General features: G+C 60.9%; 18 protein-coding genes. 13 read left to right on the top strand and 5 right to left on the bottom strand.

Annotation, left to right across the window (positions count from 1 at the left end; all coding sequences use genetic code 11):
* Nucleotides 1-15 precede the first annotated feature (15 nt).
* Nucleotides 16-1,296, top strand: a complete 1,281-nt coding sequence (locus ACR0NW_RS17635) for an aspartate aminotransferase family protein (protein WP_480451767.1) — start codon at nucleotides 16-18, stop codon at nucleotides 1,294-1,296.
* 40 nt (nucleotides 1,297-1,336) lie between these two features.
* On the opposite strand, the gene ACR0NW_RS17640 is transcribed toward ACR0NW_RS17635, so the two are convergent.
* From ACR0NW_RS17640 to ACR0NW_RS17650, 3 genes are all read right to left on the bottom strand, one after another.
* Nucleotides 1,337-1,555 (bottom strand): DUF1127 domain-containing protein, encoded by a 219-nt coding sequence (locus tag ACR0NW_RS17640; protein ID WP_170654311.1) that lies wholly within the window; start codon nucleotides 1,553-1,555, stop codon nucleotides 1,337-1,339.
* Nucleotides 1,556-1,738: 183 nt separating this feature from the next.
* Complete coding sequence (locus tag ACR0NW_RS17645; protein ID WP_480451769.1) at nucleotides 1,739-2,557, bottom strand: cyclase family protein; 819 nt, start codon at nucleotides 2,555-2,557, stop codon at nucleotides 1,739-1,741.
* 128 nt (nucleotides 2,558-2,685) lie between these two features.
* The gene (locus ACR0NW_RS17650; RefSeq protein WP_480451771.1) at nucleotides 2,686-3,399 is read right to left on the bottom strand and encodes a type 1 glutamine amidotransferase; all 714 of its coding nucleotides are present in this window, start codon (nucleotides 3,397-3,399) and stop codon (nucleotides 2,686-2,688) included.
* A gap of 270 nt (nucleotides 3,400-3,669) precedes the next feature.
* Here ACR0NW_RS17650 and ACR0NW_RS17655 point away from each other — a divergent pair, with 270 nt between their 5' ends.
* From ACR0NW_RS17655 to ACR0NW_RS17680, 6 genes are all read left to right on the top strand, one after another.
* Nucleotides 3,670-5,766 carry a 3-hydroxyacyl-CoA dehydrogenase NAD-binding domain-containing protein gene (locus tag ACR0NW_RS17655; RefSeq protein ID WP_480451773.1) on the top strand — a complete coding sequence of 699 codons (2,097 nt, stop codon included), beginning with the start codon at nucleotides 3,670-3,672 and terminating at the stop codon, nucleotides 5,764-5,766.
* Nucleotides 5,766-6,941, top strand: coding sequence for an acetyl-CoA C-acyltransferase (locus ACR0NW_RS17660; protein WP_480451774.1), 1,176 nt, complete (start codon nucleotides 5,766-5,768; stop codon nucleotides 6,939-6,941). Before ACR0NW_RS17655 ends, ACR0NW_RS17660 begins: the two co-directional genes overlap by 1 nt.
* 103 nt (nucleotides 6,942-7,044) lie before the next feature.
* Nucleotides 7,045-8,235, top strand: coding sequence for an acyl-CoA dehydrogenase family protein (locus ACR0NW_RS17665; RefSeq protein WP_480451776.1), 1,191 nt, complete (start codon nucleotides 7,045-7,047; stop codon nucleotides 8,233-8,235).
* A gap of 4 nt (nucleotides 8,236-8,239) precedes the next feature.
* On the top strand, nucleotides 8,240-9,367 hold the full coding sequence (locus ACR0NW_RS17670) for an acyl-CoA dehydrogenase family protein (RefSeq protein ID WP_480451778.1): 1,128 nt from the start codon (nucleotides 8,240-8,242) through the stop codon (nucleotides 9,365-9,367).
* Between the two features lie 61 nt (nucleotides 9,368-9,428).
* Entirely contained in the window at nucleotides 9,429-9,779 is a 351-nt protein-coding gene (locus tag ACR0NW_RS17675; protein WP_480451780.1) for a PaaI family thioesterase, read from the top strand.
* A 36-nt stretch (nucleotides 9,780-9,815) separates the two neighbouring features.
* Nucleotides 9,816-11,306 carry a class I adenylate-forming enzyme family protein gene (locus tag ACR0NW_RS17680; protein WP_480451781.1) on the top strand — a complete coding sequence of 497 codons (1,491 nt, stop codon included), beginning with the start codon at nucleotides 9,816-9,818 and terminating at the stop codon, nucleotides 11,304-11,306.
* A gap of 158 nt (nucleotides 11,307-11,464) precedes the next feature.
* Here the strand turns inward: ACR0NW_RS17680 and rpe are convergent, their stop codons facing one another.
* Together rpe and ACR0NW_RS17690 are read right to left on the bottom strand one after the other, a co-directional pair.
* Complete coding sequence (gene rpe / locus ACR0NW_RS17685) at nucleotides 11,465-12,151, bottom strand: ribulose-phosphate 3-epimerase (RefSeq protein ID WP_480451783.1); 687 nt, start codon at nucleotides 12,149-12,151, stop codon at nucleotides 11,465-11,467.
* A 64-nt stretch (nucleotides 12,152-12,215) separates the two neighbouring features.
* A complete protein-coding gene (locus ACR0NW_RS17690; protein ID WP_480451785.1) occupies nucleotides 12,216-12,980 on the bottom strand; it encodes an SDR family oxidoreductase in 765 nt (254 codons plus the stop codon).
* A 95-nt stretch (nucleotides 12,981-13,075) separates the two neighbouring features.
* On the opposite strand from ACR0NW_RS17690, the gene ACR0NW_RS17695 reads away from it, so the two are divergent.
* From ACR0NW_RS17695 to ACR0NW_RS17720, 6 genes are all read left to right on the top strand, one after another.
* Nucleotides 13,076-13,969 carry a LysR family transcriptional regulator gene (locus ACR0NW_RS17695; protein ID WP_480451787.1) on the top strand — a complete coding sequence of 298 codons (894 nt, stop codon included), beginning with the start codon at nucleotides 13,076-13,078 and terminating at the stop codon, nucleotides 13,967-13,969.
* Nucleotides 13,970-14,064: 95 nt separating this feature from the next.
* Complete coding sequence (gene phnC / locus ACR0NW_RS17700) at nucleotides 14,065-14,886, top strand: phosphonate ABC transporter ATP-binding protein (RefSeq protein ID WP_480451789.1); 822 nt, start codon at nucleotides 14,065-14,067, stop codon at nucleotides 14,884-14,886.
* Between the two features lie 67 nt (nucleotides 14,887-14,953).
* On the top strand, nucleotides 14,954-15,856 hold the full coding sequence (gene phnD / locus ACR0NW_RS17705) for a phosphonate ABC transporter substrate-binding protein (protein ID WP_170654286.1): 903 nt from the start codon (nucleotides 14,954-14,956) through the stop codon (nucleotides 15,854-15,856).
* A 64-nt stretch (nucleotides 15,857-15,920) separates the two neighbouring features.
* On the top strand, nucleotides 15,921-16,802 hold the full coding sequence (gene phnE / locus ACR0NW_RS17710) for a phosphonate ABC transporter, permease protein PhnE (RefSeq protein ID WP_480451791.1): 882 nt from the start codon (nucleotides 15,921-15,923) through the stop codon (nucleotides 16,800-16,802).
* Entirely contained in the window at nucleotides 16,799-18,166 is a 1,368-nt protein-coding gene (phnE, locus tag ACR0NW_RS17715) for a phosphonate ABC transporter, permease protein PhnE (protein ID WP_480451792.1), read from the top strand. Before phnE (ACR0NW_RS17710) ends, phnE (ACR0NW_RS17715) begins: the two co-directional genes overlap by 4 nt.
* A 22-nt stretch (nucleotides 18,167-18,188) precedes the next feature.
* A complete protein-coding gene (locus ACR0NW_RS17720) occupies nucleotides 18,189-18,803 on the top strand; it encodes an LbetaH domain-containing protein (protein ID WP_480451794.1) in 615 nt (204 codons plus the stop codon).
* Nucleotides 18,804-18,821: the final 18 nt, after the last annotated feature.

Here is an 18,821-nt window from a genome sequence, read left to right on the forward strand (position 1 = left end):
AACAGGACAAAACCCATGGACAAAATCCTTACACAGACCGATTGGGCGGAACGGGCCAGAGCGGTTCTTCCGGGTGGCGGGTTTGGCAATTTCGACCCGTCGATCTTCGTTCGCGATGGCAACGGCAGCCGCGTCTGGGACGAAAACGGCAAGGAATATGTCGATCTGCTGATCGGGTCCGGCCCGATGCTGCTGGGCCATGGCCATCCCGAGGTGCTGGAGGTGGTGGCCGAACAGATGCCAAAGGGCATGACGTTCTTTGCCAACAACGCCCGTGCCATCGAACTGGCCGAGGAAATCTGCTCTGCCGTTCCCTGTTCGGAACAGGTGCGCTATGTCTCGTCCGGCGGCGAGGCGGACATGTATGCGATCCGGCTGGCACGCGCCTTCACCGGTCGGGACAAGATCGTGAAATTCGAAGGCGGCTATCACGGCATGAGCGCCGAGGCACAGATGAGCCTTGCGCCCGCGAAGATGGTGAATTTCCCGCAGGCGGTGCCGGACAGTGCCGGAATTCCGGAAAGCGTCCGGTCGGAAATGCTGATCGCGCCGTTCAACGATCCCGATTACATCCGGTCGCTGCTGGCGGAACACGGCAAGGACGTTGCGGGTATCATCGTCGAGCCGTTGCAGCGGATCATTCCGCCTGAACCCGGCTTCCTGCAATTGCTGCGCGAAGAGGCCGACAAATACGGCATCGTGCTGATCTTTGACGAGGTGGTGACGGGATTTCGCTTTGCCTATGGCGGGGCGCAGGAGCTTTACGGCGTCACGCCGGATATTGCGACCTTGGGAAAGATCATCGGCGGGGGCTTTCCGCTGGCGGCCATCGCGGGGCGTGCCGATATCATGGCGCATTTCGACAAGGCAGCGGTCGGTGCGGAAAAGTGGCTGATGCAACTGGGTACGCTGTCAGGCAATCCGGTTGCCGCCGTTGCGGGCCTCAAGACCATGGAGGTGCTGCGGCGCGACGGGCAATACGACCGGCTGCGGGCCAATGGTCAGCGTCTGATGGATATGGCGAAGGCGGCGCTTGACGGGCAGGGCATCGCCCACCGGATCGTTGGCGACCCGACCCTGTTCGAGATCGTGTTCACGACCGGAGATATCCGCGACTATCGCGACGTCTTTGGCTCGGACACGGCCAAGGCGACGAAGTTCAATGCGGTTCTCATGGAAAACGGCATGTTCAAGGCGGCGGGCAAGACCTATCCCTCCCTTGCCCTGACCGATGCTGATTTTGAATTGTGCGAAGCCGCCTATGCCGAAGGGGCAAAAGCCATCGCAGGGATGTAATTGACGGTTGGTCCCGCCGCTCTGGCGGCGGGGCGCCGGTTCAGATGACGTCGGCCATCACCAGCCGGATGATATCCTCGCGCCGCATGCCACGGGCGGCCAGCTCGTCGTCGCTCATGTCGGACAGCGCCTTGATCTGGCGCACCTTCGAGTTCGCTTCGCCAATGCGGGTAAGCGCATCAAAAATGCCCACGAAGATGTCCGCAACAAGTGCGAACAGGGTGATGACGGGGGAACGGTGTGTTGTCGATTGAGCCATGTCCTGAACCTCGGGCAGCGTATGTGCTTGCGAGTTCCGTTTACGCGCCCAAGGCCACGCCAGCCAGTCGTGATTGGGAATAGCAGCCGTGCAGCAGGCGCAAATCTGCGGCAGAAATGTTGGTTTTCGCGAAGGCGTTGGTTTAGTCACTCAACCCATAGCCCTCGCGATAGCGGTACGGTTTCAAACCATGGCAAAGATGCGCGCAGGGCCACCCGTCCCGCCGCGATGTGTCGGAGCGCCGACAACCAGTGTCGCGCCACTGGCGGGCACCTTGTCGAGATTGGCGAGGTTTTCGATGCCATAGCGATTTGTTGGCAGCCACGCATAATGTGTCGCGAAATCCGCCGAAGGCCCGTGATCCAGTGACAGTGTATCAACCGCGATCGCCACGGCCCCGGTATCGTCCATCAGCATCTGGGCGGCTTCGACGTGGAAACCGGGGAAGTGCATTTTTCCTTCTGCATCGGCATTGCGATAGTCGGCGCCGCCGGTTTTTCCGGACCAGCCTGAATACATCGCCACGCAGGCGCCATCGGGGATCGGACCATTGGCGTCGATCCACGCCTTCAGGTCGTCCGGCGTGACCTGCGCATCGGCATCTTCGGCGGCGCGTGCGGCAATATCCACGACACATAGCGGACAGACCAAATTCGAGACCGGAATCTCGTCAACCGACTGGCCGTCCGCCGAGAAATGCAGCGGGGCGTCAATATGGGTTCCGGTGTGTTCGTTGACGGCCAGATTGAGCAGGTTGAAACCGTGCTCCTTGAGATTGAAACCTTGCGTGGTCTCGATCCCCGGTGCGCCGAAATAGGTCGGGAAGTCAGCGTCGTAGACATGTGTCATGTCCACGACCTCACCATGTCCTTGCGCCATCGCCGGTGGTGCTGTCACCGCACCCAGAGCGGCCCCCGCCGCCATCATGCCACCGGCCCTGAAAAAGGACCGACGAGACAGCATCCGGTCTTTGACAGAATTCATTACGCAAACGTCGCACATATTCGTTCTCTCCCCTGGCATATTGGTGCGACGCCCCGTTTCAGATACATCGCTTGGGAAAGAAGCTAGCATGATCTTCGCGAAATTTACGCGGGTTGAGGTAACATGTGCGTTTGTTGTTGCCGCGGTCAGCCTTGTTTCGCCTGTTCAAAGAAGCGCGCGATGCTTTCGGCATAGACCCTTTGATCGGCGGGTTCGGCCAAAGAGGCCAGTGCGCGCTGGCAAACATCCGGCCCGAGAGTGGCAGAAATTTCTTCGGTCAGGGCGATGACGAACTCTTTGGTCATCTCGGGGTGGTGCTGGGTGGTATAGATGTGGCGGCCAATGGCGAAACCGGTCGTTGCGGCCTCGGTCGAGCGTGTCAGATTCACCGCGCCCTCCGGCAGTTGGGTGACCTGTTCCGAGTGACAGCCATACAGGCGAATCTGGTCGGGCAGGTCATCAGCCCAACCCGGTCGTGACAAAACAGGGTTGACGGTCAGTCCGTGCACCCAGCCGCCTGGATTCCAGTCGATCGTGCCCCCCAGTGCCGCTGCAATGGCCTGATGGCCGAAGCAGGCACCAAATACCGGCTGTCTGAGCCGGTGCATGTCCCGGATCAGATCCAGAAGCCTGAGAACCCAACCCTCGCCGCTGCGTACCGAGGCTGGGCTGCCAGTGATCAACGCGCCGTCAAAATCCGACAGGTCTGTGGGAAAGATGCCGTCCTTCACGGAAAATACAGTGGTCTTCCAGTCGGACCGGACCAGTTGGATGAGTGTTGTGAAGGCTTCACCATCCTTGGGGTGGGCCTGCGCAAAGGCGCTTTCGTCGGTGTTGGTCATCAGGATGGCGAGGTGCATTCTTGTTCCCGGCAGGCTGTTTGTTGGGAGAGGTCGCCAAACGGGTTACTTCCGGGATACCGTCTTTTCAAGATGCCAGGCCAGTGCGCGGGACTGACCGTCCGTCACCATTGGCAAATGGGGTTGATATTGGGCGCGGTCTGGGTAGTTTGCTGTGAAACGGAATTCCGCAAGGCGGAATTCTGTATGTCAGATGCGATATTGCGATCTGAACATGGGATGTAATTCAGGGCGGCCCGACAAAGCGCCCGACCGTTTGAGGAGGCGTGGATGTCCGAGGCTATTGAATATGAACTGATTGGTGACATTGCGGTGCTTGCCGCCAACAATCCGCCGGTCAATGCGCTGGGTGTCGATGTCCGGCGCGGGCTGCAGGCCGGGATAGAGCGTGCCGAAGGTGAAGGCGCAAAAGCGGTTCTGATCTATGGCAAGGGCCGGACCTATTTTGCTGGTGCAGACATCCGCGAGTTTGGCAAACCGCCGCAGGACCCGTTTTTGCCTGCGCTATGCACCCGGATCGAGGCATCGCCCCTGCTGGTCGTGTCCGCGATACATGGCACCGCGCTGGGCGGTGGACTTGAGGTGGCGCTGGCAAGCCACTATCGGATCGCGCTTCCTTCGGCGAAGGTGGGCCTGCCCGAGGTGAACCTTGGCATTCTGCCCGGTGCTGGCGGCACGCAGAGGCTGCCTCGGGTGGCCGGGGTCGAGGCGGCGCTGGGCATGATCACGTCGGGCCGTCATGTGCAGGCCGCTGAGGCCGCGCAGCTTGGGGTGGTCGACAAAGTGCAGGATGGCGATCCGCGCGAGGTAGGTCTGGCCTATGTTCGCGAGTTGCTGGGCAGCGGTGCACCGCGCCGTGCTGTGTGTGACATGCCTGCCCCTGCACCGGTCGATTTCGATGCGGTTTATGAGCAGGTCCTAAAAAAAGGGCGCGGCCAACTGTCCCCGGCGGTTGCCGTGCGCGCGGTTCAGGCCGCCTGTGAGGCCGAGAGCTTTGATGCGGGGATGAACCGGGAACGCGAGCTGTTTTCGGAACTGATGGCCTCGGATCAGCGCAAGGGCCTGATCCACGCATTTTTTGCCGAGCGCGCCGTTGGCAAGCTGCCGGAACTGGATGGGGTGGAGCCGCGGGCGCTGCGCCAGATCGGTGTTATCGGCGGCGGTACGATGGGTGCGGGAATCGCGACGGCGGCCCTGTTGTCGGGCCTGCAGGTGGTTTTGCTGGAGATGTCAGCCGAGGCGGCGCAGGCAGCCAAAGGGCGGATTGCTGCGAACCTGAGCGGTGCGCTGAAGCGCGGGAAGATCAGTCAGGAGCAGCATGACGAAATCCTTGAAAACACCCTGACACTCGCCACGGAATATGAAGCGCTGAGTGCCGTCGATCTGGTGATCGAGGCGGTGTTCGAGGATATGGAGGTCAAGAAACAGGTCTTTACCCGGCTGGATGCGGTCTGCAAACCGGGGGCGGTGCTGGCGTCGAACACATCCTATCTGGATATCAACGACATTGCGGCCATCACCAAGCGGCCCGAGGATGTGATCGGGCTGCATTTCTTTTCACCCGCTCACGTGATGAAGCTGCTTGAGGTCGTTGTTGCCGACAAGACCGCGCCGGATGTGGTTGCGACCGGCTTTGCCCTTGGCAAGCGGCTGAAAAAGGTGTCGGTGCGCGCCGGGGTTTGCGACGGTTTCATCGGCAACCGCATTCTGAGCACCTATCGCACCTGTGCCGACCACATGATCCTTGATGGGGCCAGCCCCTATCAGATCGACAAGGCGTTGACCGGTTTTGGCTTTGCTATGGGTCCGTTTGCCGTGGCGGATCTGGCCGGATTGGATATCGGTTGGGCGGTGCGCAAACGTAAACGGGCCGAGGGGCTGGACCCGGGCGCGCGCGACAGCACTTACGCGGACAAACTGTGTGAGGATGGTCACTTCGGGCAGAAAACCGGCAAGGGCTATTACGTCTATGAGGCCGGAAAGCGCGGCGGTGTGCCGAACCCGGACGTGATGCCTCTGATCGAGGCGGATCGCGCAGCGCAGGGGATCACGCCGCGTGACTTCACCGATGAAGAGATCGTGCGCCGATACATGGCGGCGATGGTCAATGAGGCGGCCAAGGTGGTCGGTGAGGGCATTGCCCGGCGTCCGCTCGATGTGGATGTGACGCTTTTGTATGGCTATGGTTTCCCACGTTATTGGGGTGGGCCGCTGAAATGGGCGGACATTCAGGGGTTGCCCGGTTTGCTGGCCGATATCCGGAAATGGGCCGAGGAAGACAGCCATTTCTGGCAACCCGCACCGCTGCTTGAGAAACTGGTGGCGGACGGGCGAAGCTTTGATGATCTGAACAAGGAGACTTTGTGATGAAACAGGCTGTGATCGTATCCGCTGCACGCACGGGTTTGGCCAAGTCCTTTCGCGGGTCGTTCAACATGACCCATGGCGCGGAAATGGGTGGCCATGCCGTTCAGGCGGCCGTCAGTCGCGCCGGGCTGGACGGTGCCGAGGTTGAGGATTGCATTATCGGCTGCGGCTATCCCGAAGGTGAAACGGGCAGCAATATTGGGCGGCAGATTGCCATCCGGGCTGGGTTGCCGGTGACGGCCTCGGGCATGACCGTGAACCGGTTCTGTTCGTCCGGGCTGCAGACGGTTGCATTGGCCTCGCAGGCAATTACCGAAGGCGGGTCGGGTCCGATGGTTGCGGGCGGGGTCGAGAGCATCTCGATGGTGCAGCCGCAGGCCCGGCGGGCGCAGGACAAATGGATCGAAGAGCATAAGCCTGCGATTTACATGACGATGATCGAAACCGCCGATATCGTGGCCGACCGCTATGGCATAAGTCGCGAGGAACAGGATGAATATGGCCTGAGGTCGCAGCAGCGGATTGCGGCGGCGCAGGCTGCTGGCAAGTTCGATGACGAGATCGTGCCGATGCAGGCCACGATGGGCGTGAAGGACAAGGAAACCGGCGAGGTCTCGACCCGCGAGGTGACGGTTGACCGAGATGAGTGCAATCGCCCCAACACGACCTTGGACGGTCTGGCCGGGCTGGATCCGGTGCGCGGTGAAGGCAACTATATCACTGCGGGCAATGCCAGCCAGTTGTCGGACGGGGCGGCGGCTGTGGTCCTGATGGACAGCACCGAAGCTGAAAAACGCGGGCTTGAGGCAATGGGCGCCTTCAAGGGGTTCTGTGTCGCGGGCTGCGAGCCTGACGAGATGGGGATTGGCCCGGTCTTTGCGGTGCCGCGTCTGCTGGAGCGGCATGGGCTGAAGGTTGAGGATATTGACCTGTGGGAGCTGAACGAAGCGTTTGCGTCACAGGCGCTGTATTGTCGGAACAAGTTGGGCATTGATGACGAGATCTGCAACGTCAATGGCGGCTCGATCGCGATCGGGCATCCGTTTGGCATGACGGGCACCCGAATGGTTGGCCACCTGATGCGCGAGGGCAAACGGCGTGGCGCGAAGCTGGGTGTCGTGACGATGTGCATTGGCGGCGGCATGGGCGCTGCAGGATTGTTCGAGATTTATTGATCAGGGGCGCCGGACCCACCCATCGAGGGCGGGTCCGGCGCGGCCCGGCGTGGTACGCCGGGCTGGCACTGTACCACTTGCGGCTTTGGGGAGGAGAGCAGGGATGGATTTAAACTATACCGCTGAAGAACAGGCGTTTCGGGAGGAGGTGCGCGGCTTTCTGGCCGAGAAACTGCCCGCGGACGTTTCCGACAAAGTGCAGGCGGGGCAAAGCCTGGGCAAGGAAGGACACGAGTGGTGGCACGCCACGCTGAACGAAAAGGGGTGGCTGAATTTCAACTGGCCCAGCGAGTTTGGCGGGGCAGAGTGGAATGCGGTTCAGCGCCATATTTTCGAAGAGGAATGTGCCAAAGCCCATGCCCCGCGCATTGTGCCGTTTGGCCTGTCGATGCTGGGGCCGGTGTTGCAGAAGTTCGGATCGAAGGCGCAGCAGGACTATTTCCTGCCGCGAATCCTGAATGGTGAGCATTGGTGGTGTCAGGGCTATTCCGAGCCCGGTGCCGGGTCCGATCTGGCCTCGTTGAAGACGCGCGCTGTGCGGGACGGGGATCACTATGTGGTCAACGGGCAAAAGACCTGGACCACGCTGGGGCAGTATGCCAACTGGATTTTCTGCCTTGTGCGCACCGATCCGGATGCCAAGCAGCAGGAGGGTATCTCGTTCCTGCTGATCGATATGGACACGCCGGGGATCGAGGTGCGGCCCATCGTGCTGCTGGATGGCACGCCCGAGGTGAACGAGGTGTTTTTCGACGACGTGCGGGTGCCGGTCGAAAACCTTGTCGGGGAGGAGAACAGGGGCTGGACCTATGCCAAGTATCTGCTGACCCATGAGAGGACCAACATTGCGGGCGTGGGATTCAGTCAGGCCGGGTTGGATGCCGTCCGGCGTATTGCGGGGATCGAGTGCGCCAACGGACGGCCCCTGATCGAGAACCCTCATTTCGCGGCGCGGCTGGCGAAGATCGAGATTGATCTGATGGCAATGGCGACGACGAATATGCGGATCATCTCAAAGGCGGCTGCGGGGCAGGCACCGGGGGTGGAAAGTTCGATGCTCAAGGTCAAGGGGACGATCATCCGGCAGGAGATAAATGACCTGACGCGGCGCGCGGTCGGGCCTTATGCGATGCCTTTTGCCTCGGAAGCGGTTGAGGGGGACAACGATCCGATCGGGCCGGATTACGCGGGCCCGGTGGCGGCGCAGTATTTTAACAACAGGAAACTGTCGATCTTTGGTGGGTCGAACGAGATCCAGCGCGGGATCATCGCCAAGGTCAAGATGGGGGGCTGAACGGATGGATTTCAATCTGACCGAAGAACGGCAAATGCTGCAGGATACGTTGCGGCGGTATCTGGCAGACAAATACACGACAGCTGTGCGAAATGAGACGCTGGACAGCGACGCGGGCCTGAATTCCGCAATCTGGAGCGAACTGGCCGATCTGGGTGTGATCGGCGCGCTGTTTCCGGAATCGGACGGCGGGTTCGGCGGTACCGGATTTGACATATCCACGGTTTTTGAAGAGCTGGGTCGCGCGGGTGTTGTGGAGCCATTTCTGGATACGGCCATTCTGGGCGGGCATCTGATCGCGTCGCTGGGCAGTGAGACACAGAAGGGCCTGCTGGGCGATGTGATCGCGGGTAGCCTGCATCTGGCACTGGCCCATGGCGAACCTGCCAGCCGCTATGATCTGAGCCGGGTGGAGACCTCGGCAAGGGTCGACGGGGATGACGTGGTTCTGAGTGGGCGCAAGGCGGTTGTGGTCAATGCCGAAGCCGCCGGTTACCTGATCGTCTCGGCACGGGAAAATGGCGGGTTCTTTGATCTGGACGGCATTTCCCTGTTTCTGGTTCCGGCAGATGCACGGGGCATGAACCTGCGCGGTTATCCGATGCTGGCCGGTGGCCGCGCGGCTGAGGTTACGCTGGACGAGGTCCGGGTTCCCTCGACGGCTCGTCTTGGCGAGGCCGGGCAGGGCTATGCGCCCTTGATGACGGCCATTGCCGCTGCCAATGTCGCGTTGGCAGCCGAGGCCTTGGGTGCGATGGAAAGTGCGGTGGAACTGACCCGTCAGTACCTGCTGACCCGGCAACAGTTCGGCCGTCCGATCGGGACGTTCCAGGCGCTGCAGCATCGCTTTGCCGACCTGTTGATCGAGTTGGAACAGGCGCGATCTGCCGTCATCAACGCGGCGGGTCATCTGGAGGCCGAAGATCGTGATCTGCAGATTGCAGCGGCGCGCAATCTGATTGCGCGGGCCGGGCGTCTGGTCGCGGAAGAAACCATTCAGATGCACGGCGGGATCGCGATGACGCAGGAGTATGAGCTGGCCCATATCGCCAAGCGCATCGTCATGGCAGATCACCGGTTCGGCGATGCGGATTATCATCTGGAGCGGTTCATTGCCCTCAGCGCAGCCTGATAAGGATCGACCCGGACCCAGACGGTCCGGGTGCCAGAATGCCGTAGGATTCGAGATTGACATGTCCGATCCCGAGGGCTGCGCACGGTGCGATCTGAAAATTCGCCCGGATCACCTGAACGGCCAGGATTTGTTGCATGGTGGGATCATCGCCATGTTGCTGGATGTGGCCTGCGGAAATGCGGCCTCGGCCTGGTTTGACCGGGATGCCCATCCGATGGTGCTGACCGTATCGCTGAACATCAGTTATGCGTCGGCGGTGAATGAGGGTCGGGTGACGGCCATTGGGCGGCCTGTCGGCGGCGGGCGTAAGCTGGCACATATTTCCGGTGAGCTAAGGCATGAAAATGGTGATCTGGTTGCAACGGCTGCGGGAGTATTCAAGCGAAAGACCGTGGCGAAACAGCGGTAGCGCTGCGGATTCAGAGTCGGAGGAGGGTTCGCGGAGATGAGCAGTTGGCATGACTTTCTGGCGGCCCGGATCAAGGATCGACCGGATGCCCCTGCATTCGAGGATGATGGGGGAACCCGGTGGAGCTATGCCGATCTGGACCGCGCGGCGACGGATCTGGGCCGGGCGCTGTCGGATGCTGGTGTTCGCCGCAATGATCGGGTCTTGATTCTGGCTGAAAACTGTTGCTCTGCGGTGGCGGCCCTGTTTGCCTGTTCGCGGATCGGGGCCTGTGCGATGCCGGTCAATGCACGCCAGACGGCCAGTGAGGTCGGACGCATTATCGAACACACAGAGCCTGCGGCCATTCTGTTCACCTCGGCATCTTCGGCAGAGGCGGCGGAGCATGCCCGGCGGCTGGATGCCATTCAGATCAATGGCGCGTTCGGAGCGTTACATATGGCACGCCCAAACCCCGGCCTTCCCGACCCTGTTCTGGCTGATGTGGCCGTCATGCTATTCACTACCGGAACGACCGGCGCGCCCAAGGGGGTCATGCTGACCCACGAAAACCTGTGTTTTGCCGGGAGGTCCTCGGCGGAGCTGAGAGGTCTGACCGGGGATGACGTGATATACGGTGTTTTGCCCATCACACATGTGTTCGGTTTGGCTTCGGTCGTGACGGCCGCCATCTGTGCCGGTGCGCTTGTGCGCCTTGAGGCACGGTTTTCGGTGGCAAGAACGTATGAGGCGCTGAATTCCGGGATCACCTTGTTTTCGGCGGTTCCGCAGATGCATGCCCTGCTGATGCAGTACACCAAGGAACAGGGGTACGACAGGCTGCCAAACAACACCTTGCGCTATGCCTCGTCCGGTGCGGCGCCGCTTGATCCGGCATGGAAACGTGAGGCCGAGGCATTCTATGGGATCGCGCTTCAGAACGGGTACGGCATGACGGAAAGCACGGCTGCCGTCAGCATGTCCCGCAATGCATTGGGGGACCCGGATATCTCGGTCGGCCCGCCGATACCGGAGGTGGAGGTACGCGTCGATCAGACGGTCGAGGGCGGTGGGGATGGTGTGGGCGAGGTGCTGGTGCGCGGCCCGAATGTAATGAAAGGCTATTATCGCAATCCGGATGCGACGCTGGCAGCGTTTGACGGCGTGTGGCTGAGGACCGGCGATCTGGGCCAGTTCGACGAACGAGGGCACTTGCACATCGTGGGTCGGTGTAAGGAGTTGATCATTCATGGCGGTTTCAACGTCTATCCGCCCGAGGTCGAGGCAGCGCTGAATGATCATGCCCTTGTGGTTCAGTCGGCGGTCATTGGGCGGATCGTGGATGGCGACGAGAAAGTGGTGGCCTTTGTGCAGATCGCCGAAGAACCCGGCCTGACCGAGGCCGAGTTGCTGGATTTCGTTGCGGATCGGCTTGCCGGTTACAAGCGGCCCAGCCAGATCGTTGTGGCGCGCGAATTGCCTGCCTCAGCTACCGGCAAGATACTCAAGCACCAACTGTTGAAGGTTTTTGCCGACAGGTTGCGATAGGCGCAACCCGTATGCTCCCGCGTCCGCGCGAGATCGGCTTTGCCTATCCCGCTTGCGGCCTTGGGCCCGGCATCGCGCAAGGCGCGATGCCGGGCCCAACAGGAGGAGGCGTTCCGCAAGGAACGTCGACGACTGGCGGGAGACCTCCGGGCTATCCGTTAAAGCGCGCTTTCCGCGGCTGTGCGCACGGCGCGGATGTTGCTCCCGTAAACGTCTGGATTGCTGACCGAGCCGCCCTTGAACACGGCGGAACCGGCGACCAGAACATCCGCTCCCGCCGCCGCAACCAGCGGAGCGGTCTGCGGATCGACGCCACCGTCGATTTCGATATGAACCGGGCGGTCACCGATCATCTGGCGCAGACGGCGGACCTTGTCGGTCAGGTCGATGAACTTTTGCCCGCCAAAGCCCGGGTTCACGGTCATCACGCAGACCAGATCGGCCAGATCGAGCAGATGCTCGACAGATTCGGCCGGGGTGCCGGGGTTCAGTGCTACACCGGCTTTCATTCCGGCTGCCCGGATCGCCTGCAAGGTGCGATGGGTGTGCGGCCCGGCCTCGATATGCGCTGTCAGGATATCGGCGCCTGCATCAGCATAGGCCTGAATATAGGGATCGACCGGCGTGATCATCAGGTGCACGTCCATCACGGTTTTCACATGCGGGCGGAACGCCTTGACCGCAGGGGGACCAAAGGTGAGGTTGGGAACGAAATGCCCGTCCATCACATCTACATGGACCCAGTCGGCGCCCTGCGCCTCGATGGCCTGAATCTCCTGCCCGAAATTGGCGAAATCGGCGGAGAGGATCGAAGGGGCGATCTTGATCGTGCGGTCAAAGCTCATGGTGGCCTCGTAACATGAATGAGTCGGAGGCGCGTATACCTCTGTTCCGGCGAAAGGGACAGGGCTAGGCCGCGATTGAAGGCAGCCCAGCTTTGCGGCGCCCTTCCTCGGTCTTGAGTGAGAAGTCCGCGCCCAGATATGCGTCACCGCCCGGACCACAAAGGAAGGCGAGCGCTTTGGCGACCCAAAGCGGCGGGATATGGGCGTCAGGATCCAGTTGGCTGACGGGATTTATCCCGGAGGCCCGGATCGACTTTTGCATCGACGTTGCCACAGTTCCAGGACTCAACCCGATGACCCGGACGCCGTGTGCCCGATACTCCCGATCCGCGCAACGCGTGAGCGACAGGACGGCGGCCTTGGTCGCGCAATAATGGCTCCAGCCTTCGAGCGCGCTGGTGGCTGCCCCGGAAGAGAGGTTCAGGATGGTGCCGCCGCCCGCCGATTGCATCATGGGAATAGCGGCGCGCAGCCCGTGATAGACACCCATTAGGTTGACATCGACGACCTGCCGCCAGTCGTCCGGTTCGCTTTCTGTCAACCGGGCTATCGGATCGATCATCCCGGCGTTGTTGATCAGGACGTCGATCCCGCCGAATTCCAGGCTCGTCTGAGCCATCAGGTTTTCAACCTCTGCCCGGTTTCGGACATCGCAGGGAATGGCAATTGCCTGATCACCCATCTCGCGGGCAAGCTGGTCGATTGCCCTGGTGCTTCGAGCGGCGAGAACAACGTTCGCTCCGAGTTCGGCAAAGTGGAGGGCGGTTGCTGCGCCGATGCCGCGGCTCGCGCCTGTTATCACGGTGGTCTTTCCCTGAAGATGGGTCATGTGCTTCTCCGATTTTCGACAGCCGCAATCTAGAGCTGGCTAATCATGCAGAAAAAGACGTTGAGTAGTATTATGTTCGTGCGTATTTTGCACGAATGGAGTTGAACGCCCTCAAAACGGTTACGCTGGTCGCACGGCTTGGCAGTTTTGCATCCGCCGCGCGGGTGCTTGATGTTGACCCATCTTCGGTGTCCCGGTTGGTCTCGGGAGTTGAGGGTGAACTGGGCTTTCGAGTGTTCCAGCGAAGTACCCGGCATTTGTCTCTGACTGATGCGGGTGAAAGTTATCTGAGGCGCATTGAGCCGTTGCTGGAAGAACTGGATGCGGCGCAGGATCTGGCGGCAGAAGGAGCGATGCAGCCCAAGGGACGGTTGCGCCTGACCACATCTGTAGCGTTCGGGCAGGTGTGTCTGGTTCCGCTGCTTGAACAGTTTCGTGCCACGTTGCCCGAAGTAGAGCTGGAGTTGATCCTGACGGACGAGAATGTGGATTTGATCTCTGACCAGATTGATTTGGCGATCCGGCTTGCCCCCGCGCCGGGTGGAAACCTGATCAGCAGTCGCCTGATCACAACGCGATATCGCGTCTGCGCATCGCCATCCTATATCAGGGCGCATGGCCGGCCGGAAACTCCGGACGAACTGTCAGAGCGGGATTGTCTGGGGCTGGCATTGCCGAACCACCGAGAACGCTGGCTGTTTCGGGATGCCGCCGGTGTGGATAGTGACGTTTTCGTTTCCGGGCCGGTAATGATCTCGAACCCGCTGGCACTGCGCGAAGCGGCGTTGTTCGGGCTGGGTCCCGCGTTGCTCGCAGACTGGCTGGTCCGGGACAGTCTGCAACGCGGCGAACTGATCGATCTGTTCCCGGATCGGCAGGTCACCGCAACGACCTTCGATACAGCCGCATGGATGTTGTATCCCAGCAAGGCCCATCTGCCCGCGAAGACCCGTGCAGCCGTGGACTTTCTGCGCAAGCACCTCAGGTAGCTTGCTGAGCACCGTTACAAAACTTTCACCACACTGACACATAGCCGTTGAGTCCAGTCTGTAGCTGACCGCCCAACATGAACTGGGGGTGGCACGTGCTGCGCATAGAAAAACTGACCAAGCGTTTCGGCGAAAATGTTGCCGTGGAGTCTGCGACGCTGGATGTCGACAAGCCATGCATGATCGGGATCATCGGGCGCTCGGGTGCGGGCAAGTCGACGCTGTTGCGGATGATCAATCGGCTGACGGACGCAAGCGATGGTCAGATCCTGTTCGAAGGTCGCGACGTGACCCGGCTGAAGGGTCGGGACAAGCGCGCGTGGCAGGCGGAATGCGCGATGATCTTTCAGCAGTTCAATCTGGTGCCGCGCCTTGATGTCGTCTCCAACGTGCTGCACGGCACTTTGAACCGCCACTCGACGCTGGCCACGATGTTCAACCTGTTCCCGATGGAAGACATCCACCGGGCCATCGACATTCTGGATCGTCTGGGGATTGCCGAACACGCGCCCAAACGGGCCGAGGCCCTGTCGGGCGGTCAGCAGCAGCGCGTCGCCATCGCGCGGGCGCTGATGCAGGACCCAAAGATCATTCTGGCGGACGAGCCCATCGCCTCGCTGGACCCGATGAATGCACAGGTGGTGATGCAGGCGCTGCGCCGCATCCACGAAGAGGATGGCCGCACCGTTATTGCCAACCTGCACACGCTGGACACTGCGCGCCGCTATTGCGACCGCGTTGTTGGTATGCGCGACGGGCGCATCGTGTTCGACGGGCTGCCGGAACAACTGACCACCGGTGTCGCCCGCGAGATTTACGGCGCCGATGCCAGCTTCTCGGAAGAGGCGACCTCGACCGAGATCGAGACGCTGGATGCGACCCAGAAGGCCCTGATGGAAGCCGAGGCCACCATCTGAGCCACCCCCACCCCTTTCATCGCCCGGCCCGATGAGAGGTCGGGGTAATCAAACTGGAGAGAGACAGATGAAAAAACTGATTGCCGCCCTTGTTGCGACAACTGCCATTGCCGCCCCGGCCATGGCCCAAGAGATCAGCGAGTTCCGCATTGGTATTCTGGGCGGCGAAAACGCTCAGGACCGTCTGAACAACAACGAGTGCCTGCGCGTATACACCGAAGAGGCGCTGGGCGTGCCGACCAAACTGTTCGCTCCGGCCGACTATAACGGTGTGATCCAGGGTTTGCTGGGCGGTACCATCGACGTGGCATGGTTGGGCGCGTCGGGCTATGCGAAAACCTATCTGTCCGACCCCGAAGCGGTTGAGCCGGTTCTGGTCAAGGTCAACACCGATGGCGGCTACGGCTACTACTCGGTTGGCTTTGCCCGCAAGGACAGCGGCATCACCTCGCTGGAAGACATGAAGGGCAAGACCTTTGGTTTCGGCGATCCCAACTCGACCTCGGGTTACCTGATCCCGTCCATCGAAATTCCTCAGGCCACTGGCGCGACCATGGACTCGGGCGACTATTTTGGTGAAGTGAAATTCACCGGCGGTCACGAGCAAACCATCGTTGCCGTCAACAATGGCGACGTACACGCCGGTGTGACCTGGGCCGATGGTCTGGGTGAATGGGAAGATGGCTATCAGTCGGGCGCGCTGCGCCGTGCGGTGGATGCCGGTCTGGTCGACATGAATGACATGGTCGAAATCTGGAAGTCCAAGCCGATCCCGGAAGGCCCCGTCGTTGTCCGCTCGGAGTTGCCTGACGAAGTAAAAGCCAAGGTAACCGCTCTTTGGGATACCCTGGACGAGAAGGACCGCGAATGCTTCTACGGTGTGGCTGCGGGTGAAGCCAAGAGCTTTGATCCGATCTCCCATGACGCCTACGAGGTCATCATCGAAGCCCGCAAGCTGAAGTCCAACTAAGCCTGCATGATCAATGATCGGGGTCCGGCGCAGCCGGGCCCCTTGTTTCCCTCAGGAGCATTCCATGACAGACCTGACTGCCGGGTCCCCGGGCGTCGATCAGATCCGCGACGAATACACTGCGATGACCCGACGCAAGAGGGTCTATGGTGGTATCCTTCTGGTCCTGTTCGTGGCCTTGATGGCCGCCGGTTTTCGCACCGCCGACAGCCGCAACGCCGGAAGCTTTAGCGATGGCTGGCATCGCGTACTGGATTACCCTTCCGAGGTGCTGGCCGAGGCTTGGGAAAAGATCGGTGAGATGCCCGCGCATCTTGTCACCTTCTTTCCAGCGCTGGTCGAAACCCTGAATATCGCCGCCGCCGCGACGTTGATCGGCACGATCGGGGGTACCTTTCTGGCGCTGATGGCGACACGCGGAATGGCGCTGTGGCCCTCGCTGATCCCGCTGTTCCGGCGCATTTCGGATATTTGCCGGGCCATCCCGGAAATCGTGATCGCGCTGGTCCTGATCTTTGTGCTTGGGGGCGGCCCTGTTCCGGCAATGATCGCCATCGCGATTCATACGGCGGGCGCACTGGGCAAGCTGTATTCGGAGGTGAACGAAAACGCCTCACTCAAGCCGGTCGAGGGGTTGCAGTCTGTCGGCGCAAGCTGGGCGCAGCGGATGTATCTGGGCGTGATCCCGCAAGTCGGCCCGAACTATGTCAGCTATGCCCTGTTGCGGTTCGAGATCAACATTCGCGCCTCGGCCATACTGGGTTTCGTAGGTGCGGGCGGTCTGGGCTATGAGCTGCGCAATGCCATGTCCTGGGGGCAGGGCAAATACGATGAGGCTGCGGCCATTTTCATTCTTCTGTTCGTGACGATCGTGGTCGTGGACCAGATCTCGGGCCTTTTGCGTGATCGCCTGACCCACGGAACCAATGCTGGAGTACGGGCATGAGCACCTTTGCCACCGATCTGCCTGCCGGAACCCTCAAGGACGAGGCCGGGCGCTTGTTCCGGCGCAAACGGGTTGTGAATTTTGGATTGCCTGCGCTGGTTCTGGCGTATCTTGTCTATGTATTCTTTGCCTTCGACATTCCCGGTCTGGCCGGGCGTGCGAACTGGGAAAATGGCCGGATTCTGGTTTCCGACAGCTACAGCTACAAAACGCATGTAACGCGCGACAACCGCAACGGCGCGGTGTCCGTCGCCATTGAAGGCGAGCGCAAGGGTGCCTATCCCGACGGTCAGTCACCGGACTGGGTTGCGCTGGGTGAAACCACCGTCATCGATCTGGAAGACGGCCATGTCGTGCGGTTCGGGCCGGAAACGGTGGAATATGACATCCCCGGATATGGCACCATCCGGGCCACGCCCAGCCGCTCAGCGGGTGTGCAGGCGGAACTGCCCTCGGGCGATGTGCCGGACTGGATCAACATGTCGAAAAACCGGTTGGCGGTCACCACGGACGCGGGCCGTCTGACAGTGACCCGCAACCGGTCCGAGGTATTCCGGTATTTCAACGGGTGGGAGCTGTTCTGGTTCACGCTTGACAGCCCCTATTATGGCAAATCTCTCCCCGAACTGATGACGCTGGCCGCAACGGGCGAGGCCGGGGCGATCCTGAATGATTTCTGGACCAACAAGATGTGGCGGCATCAGGATGTGGCCTGGGCGATATTCGAGACCATTCTGATGGCCTTTCTCGGGACCCTCGGGGCCGGAATGGTGGCGCTGCCGCTGGCCTTCATGGCGACGCGGAACTTTAACCCGCTGCGGTCGGTGCGTTTTGTAACTCGCCGGGTATTCGATTTCGTGCGTGGGGTCGATGCGCTGATCTGGACCGTGGTTCTGGCCCGCGCCTTTGGTCCCGGCCCGCTGACCGGCGCGCTGGCGATACTGGTGACGGATACGGGTACTTTCGGCAAGATCTTCTCGGAAGCGCTGGAAAACGTGGACCAGAAGCAGATCGAAGGGGTGCAATCCACCGGGGCCAACGCGCCGCAGCGCTATCGCTTTGGGGTGATCCCGCAGATCACGCCGGTGCTGCTGAGCCAGCTTTTGTACTTCCTCGAATCCAACACGCGCAGCGCGACCGTGATCGGGGCAATCACCGGCGGTGGGATTGGTCTGCTGTTGACGCAGGCAATCATCACGCAGAAGGACTGGGAAGAGGTGGCCTATTACATCGTCCTGATCATCCTGATGGTGATGCTGATGGACTGGTTCTCGGGCTGGCTGCGCAAGCGTCTGATTCAGGGCGAGACCGGCAAAAAGCGCAAACCGCGCGCGGCCAGAGGCAAAGTCTTTCACCTGCCGTGATCTGCAATAAAGGACGACACTGATGGCGCGACTGCGTTCGGACCAGCCTTTCATACATCCCGACTGTCAGATTACCGACAGCCGTTTCGGGGAATATGTCGAGATCGGCGCAGGCAGCCGTATCGCAAATTCGGTGATCGGGGATTATTCCTATTGCGACCGGACGTGCGATATCGCCAATGCCGAGATCGGGAAATTCTCGAATATCGCCAGTTTCACCCGGATTGGCGCGACGGATCACCCGATGGAAAAGGCATCGCTGCACCATTTTCACTATCGTTCGGGGGATTACTGGGACGATGCTGAACATGACGCTGAGTGGTTTGCGCATCGGGCTGGTCGGACGGCCCGGATCGGGCATGACACGTGGATCGGGCATGCGGCGATCATCAAACCCGAGGTCACGATCGGACATGGGGCTGTCGTGGCATCGGGTGCCGTCGTCACCAAGGATGTCGCGCCCTATTCCATCGTTGCAGGCGTTACGGCGAAACCGATCCGTCGCCGATTCCCGGAACATGTCGCGGACCGGATGATGGAACTGGCCTGGTGGGACTGGGACAACGCGCGTCTGCGCGCAGCCTTGCCGGATTTCCGGGCTCTGCGGGCCGAGGCGTTTCTGGAGAAATACGCGTGACGACCTGACCGGGTCCGC

It is taken from the genome of Ruegeria sp. CF5 (assembly GCF_056537325.1).